Below are 4,397 nucleotides of genomic sequence, written 5' to 3'. Positions count from 1 at the left end.
GGTGGGACCACCGAGGGCGGGAGGGCGGGATGACCGAGCGGCAGGCCTACCGCGTGGTGGCCCGCCACCCGGGGTTCGAGCTGCGCCGCTACCCGGCCCACCTGGTCGCCGAGGTCCGCGTCGCCGGGTCGTTCGAGTCCGCCGGCGGCGCGGCGTTCCGGCCGCTGGCCCGGTACCTCTCCGGTGCGAACCGGTCGCGCCGGGCGGCCCCGGTGGCCGCGCCGTCCCCGCCGGAGCCGGCCGGCGCGGAGCGGATCGCGATGACCGTCCCCGTGCTGCAGGTCGAGGGCGACCGGCCGGGAAGCTGGGTGGTGCAGTTCGTGATGCCGGCGGACTTCACCCCGGCCACCCTGCCCGAGCCGACGGACCCGCTGGTCACCACCCGGGAGATCCCGGGACAGCTGGCGGCGGCGATGCGCTTCTCCGGCCGGTGGACGGCGCGGACCTTCGACCGCCGGGCCACCGCGCTCGGTCGCGCGGTCACCGCCGCCGGCCTGACCCCGGCGGGCGCCGTCCGGTACGCCCGGTACGACCCGCCGTGGAAGCCCTGGTTCCTGCGGCGTAACGAGGTCGTGCTCCCGGTCGCCGAATAGGCGGCGGCCGGCACAGGCCGCCGGGCCACCCCTAGACTCGGTGACCCTGCTGCCCACCGGATGGGAGACCCCGTGCGCCGCTGGTCCGCCGCCCTGGCCCTGGTGCTGCTGCTCGCCGGCTGCGGCGGCGGCACCGAGACGACCGCCCTGCCGGCCTGGGAGAGCCCGTCGCCGAGCGAGCCGGCCCCGCTGACCGTGAAGGAGGCGAAGGGCCGCTACCTGGCCGTCGTGGCGCCGTACAACACCGCGCTGGAGGAGCTGGAGGAGGCGCTGAAGGCGCGCCGGCCCTGGCGGACCGTGCGGGGCCTGGCCAGCACGGTCGCCACCACCAACGCCGCCCACGCCGAGCAGCTCCGCACCACCGTCTGGCCGGCCGCGGCGCAGGCCCCGGTCGCCGCGCTGCTCAAGGAGAACGACGTGGCCCTGCGGCACTGGCGGCTCGCCGCCGAGGCCGGGAGCGCCGCGGCGCTGATGCGGGAGATCCGGGCCGCCGCCGCCCACGACGGCGGCGCGCAGGCCGACAAGGTACGCCGGAGCCTCGGCCTGCCGGTCTACCGGGACTCCTGACCGTCCCGGAGGTCGCGAGCGGTCCCGCGATCGCGCCATGTGCCGGCGGCGGGTCCCGCCGGAGGATCGGCTGTGCTGCCGCGATCCGCGGTGTCCCGCACGACCGACCCAAGGAGCCGACCATGACCGACCGACCCGTACCGCAGCCGGTGCGCGGGGGCGCGGGCGGACCGGACCGCGGGCCGCGCAACGTGGCCCTCGACCGGCAGAACCCGGACCTGCTCACGTCGCCGGCCACCGACTCGGGCACCGTGCCCAACCTCCGGTTCTCCTTCTCCAACGCGCACACCCGGATCGAGCGGGGCGGCTGGACCCGTGAGGTGACCCAGCGCGAGCTGCCCATCGCCACCGAACTGGCCGGCGTCGACATGGCGCTGGAGCCCGGGGCGTACCGGGAGCTGCACTGGCACAAGGAGGCCGAGTGGGCGTACGTGATCAACGGCAGCTGCCGCATCGGCGCCGTGGACCAGGAGGGCCGCAACTTCCTCGACGACATGCAGCAGGGCGACCTGTGGTTCTTCCCCAAGGGCATCCCGCACCACATCCAGGCGCTCGGCGAGGGGGTGGAGTTCCTGCTGGTCTTCGACGACGGCAGCTTCTCCGAGAACAGCACCTTCCTGATGAGCGACTTCTTCGCGCGTACCCCGAGGAGCGTGCTGGCCAAGAACTTCGGCTGGAGCGTCGACCAGCTCACCGGCCTGCCGGAGAAGGAGAAGTACATCTTCCCCGGCGAGGTGCCGCCGCCCCTGGAGCAGGACCGGGTGGTCAGCCCCACCGGCGACGTGCCCCGCACCTTCAAGCACCGGCTGCACGCCCAGGCCCCGCAGCGCTTCCCCGGCGGCACGGTACGCATCGTGGACTCCACCAACTTCGCGGCGTCGACGGCGATCTGCGCGGCCCTCGTGGAGATCGAACCGGGCGGCCTGCGCGAGCTGCACTGGCACCCGACCGACGACGAGTGGCAGTACTGGATCTCCGGGCGCGGCCGGATGGGTGTGTTCGCCAGCTCCGGCGTCGCCCGGACCTTCGACTTCCAGTCCGGCGACGTCGGCTACGTCCCGTTCGCCTACGGGCACTGGATCGAGAACCTGGGCGACGAGCCGCTGGTCTTCCTGGAGATGTTTCGCAAGCCCCGGTTCGAGGACATCTCGCTGGCCCAGTGGATGGCGAACATGCCGGCCGAGATCATCGCCGACACCATCAACCTGCCCCGCGAGATGATCGAGGCGCTGCCGAGGGAAAAGCGTCCGGTGGTGCGCTGACCGGCCGGGCGTCCCACAGCCGGGCGAGCTGCACCCGGTTGCGGATGCCGAGCTTGGCGTAGATGGCGCGCAGGTGCGTGTCGACGGTGTGGAAGGACAGATACAACCGGCCCGCCACCTGCTGTTTCGTGGCGCCGGCGGCGAGCAGTTCGGCGATGCCGGCCTCCCGGGCGGTCAGCGCCGCCAGCCCGTGCCCGGGCGGGCCGGGCGCCGGGCGGCGGCGGGTCGCGGCGAGCCGCCGGTCCCACCGCTCGGCCCGCTCCTGGTCGCCGGCCGCGCCGAGGCGCCCGTACCGCGCCGCGGCCTCCTGGGCGGCGGGCCGGGCCTCGGCCAGCCGCACCCGGGGCGAGCGGGCGAGGTCCAGCAGCGCGTCGGCCAGCGCCGGGCCGGCGCCGGTGGCGCGCAGCGACCGCACGGCCGCCCGCAGCGCCGACGGGTCCCGGCGGACCAGCGCGCCGGCGTGCCCGGCCAGCCCCTGCCAGAGGGGTACGGGGGTCCGCTCGGCCACCGCCGCGAGGCGGTCGGCGACGGCCCGCGCCCGGTTCCCGTCGCCGAGCAGCAGCAGGGCCCGGACCAGCCGGGGGCCGTGCTGGGCGACCAGCAGCAGCGGGCGCACCGACCGGGCCGCGTCGGCGGCGGCGCACCGGATCAGCTCGGGGTGGCGCAGCGGCTCGGGATCGGCCGCCGCGGCGCAGCGCAGCAGCGCCCATGGCATCCGGTCGGGCCAGGGGTGGTCGGGAAGCTCCCGGTCGAGCACGGTCCGGGCCGCCGCGGGACGCCCGAGCCGGTACGCGACCTCGACGACGACCGAGAGCAGCGCGGCGCGTACCTCGTCGGTGAGCGGGCCGGGTGGGCGGTCCAGCGCCAGCCGGGCCTGTGCCTCGGCCTCCGGCAGCTCCCCCACGGCCAGCATCCGCAGGCAGGAGAGCGCGAGCACGGCGGGGGTGCCGGAGGCGGGCAGGTCGTCGTACGCGGCCCGGACCGCGGTCGCGGCGTCCGGGTACTCGCCGAGGGCGAGCCGCACGGCGATCCGCTCGGCGCGGACGGCGGCGGCCTCGGCGCGCAGGGCGGGCCGGGCCGGGTCCACGGTGGCCAGCACGTCCCCGGCGGTGGGCACCGCGCCGAGGGCGAGCGCCCGCGCGGCCCGGGCGAGCGCCAGCCGTACGCCGGCCCGGGCGGACGGGTGCGCGGCCTGCGCCCGGCCGGCCTCGCGGAGCAGGGCGTCGGCGCGCGGGTGATCGGCCCGGGCGGCCACGGCCGCCGCCGTGGCGGCGAGCCAGGCGTGCTGTTCGGGCCCGGCCAGGCGGCGGGCCCGGTCGAGCTGGTCGAGCGCGGCCGAGGGCCGGCCGCCGGCCTGCCAGGACCCGAGCCGGCCGAGCAGCAGCGCGCGGTCCGTCGCGCCCGCGCGGTCGGCGGCCAGTTCGGCGGCGAGCAGGTCGACGGCCTCGTCGCCGCGCCCGGCCAGGACGAGCAGGTCGCCCGCCGCGAGCAGCCACCGGCTGCGCTCTCCGGTGCCGGCGCCGGGGAGCACGGCGAGCAGCAGGTCCGCCCCGGCCGACGGGTCGACCGCGCCGTCGGCGACGAGCCGGTCGACCAGCGCGGGATCGGCCTGGCCGGTGGCCCGGACCGCCGCCAGCAGGTGCCCGGCGGCGCGACCCGGATCGGCGCCGGCCAGCACCTCGGCGGCCCGCCGGTGCAGGTGACCCAGGAGGGACGGCGGCAGGGCGTCGACCTGCTCGCGGAGCAGCCGCCCGGCGGTCAGCCCGCCGGCGGTGTCGGTGAGCAGCCCGCGGGCGGTGAGCGTGGCCACCGCGTCGGCGACCTCCGGTTCCGGCCGGCCGGACAGCCGCGCGAGCTGCGGCAGCGGGCAGGGGCCGGGCGCGAGCGCGGCGGCCCGGGCCACCGCCCGCTCGGCGGCGGTCGACGGTGGGGCGTGGTGCGGCGCCACCGGCGTCGGTTCGGTCATCCGGCACCC

General features: G+C 77.6%; 4 protein-coding genes. 3 read left to right on the top strand and 1 reads right to left on the bottom strand.

From position 1 onward, the window contains the following. The 3 genes from F8274_RS29980 to F8274_RS29970 all read left to right on the top strand — a co-directional run. Window positions 1-593, top strand: a 593-nt coding sequence (locus F8274_RS29980; RefSeq protein ID WP_225854040.1) for a heme-binding protein, incomplete at its 5' end; no start/stop codon positions are given. Window positions 594-665: 72 nt separating this feature from the next. Next, window positions 666-1,160: a hypothetical protein gene (locus tag F8274_RS29975; RefSeq protein ID WP_151465703.1), complete on the top strand. Its 495-nt coding sequence runs from the start codon at window positions 666-668 to the stop codon at window positions 1,158-1,160. Window positions 1,161-1,282: 122 nt separating this feature from the next. Then, complete coding sequence (locus F8274_RS29970; protein WP_151465702.1) at window positions 1,283-2,422, top strand: oxalate decarboxylase family bicupin; 1,140 nt, start codon at window positions 1,283-1,285, stop codon at window positions 2,420-2,422. On the opposite strand, the gene F8274_RS29965 is transcribed toward F8274_RS29970, so the two are convergent. Then, window positions 2,361-4,397, bottom strand: a 2,037-nt coding sequence (locus tag F8274_RS29965) for a LuxR C-terminal-related transcriptional regulator (protein ID WP_370518292.1), incomplete at its 5' end; no start/stop codon positions are given. The genes F8274_RS29970 and F8274_RS29965 overlap by 62 nt on opposite strands.

This window comes from Micromonospora sp. AMSO31t (genome assembly GCF_008868175.1).
GTDB lineage: Bacteria > Actinomycetota > Actinomycetes > Mycobacteriales > Micromonosporaceae > Micromonospora.
This window is presented reverse-complemented; position numbering and strand designations above follow the sequence as displayed.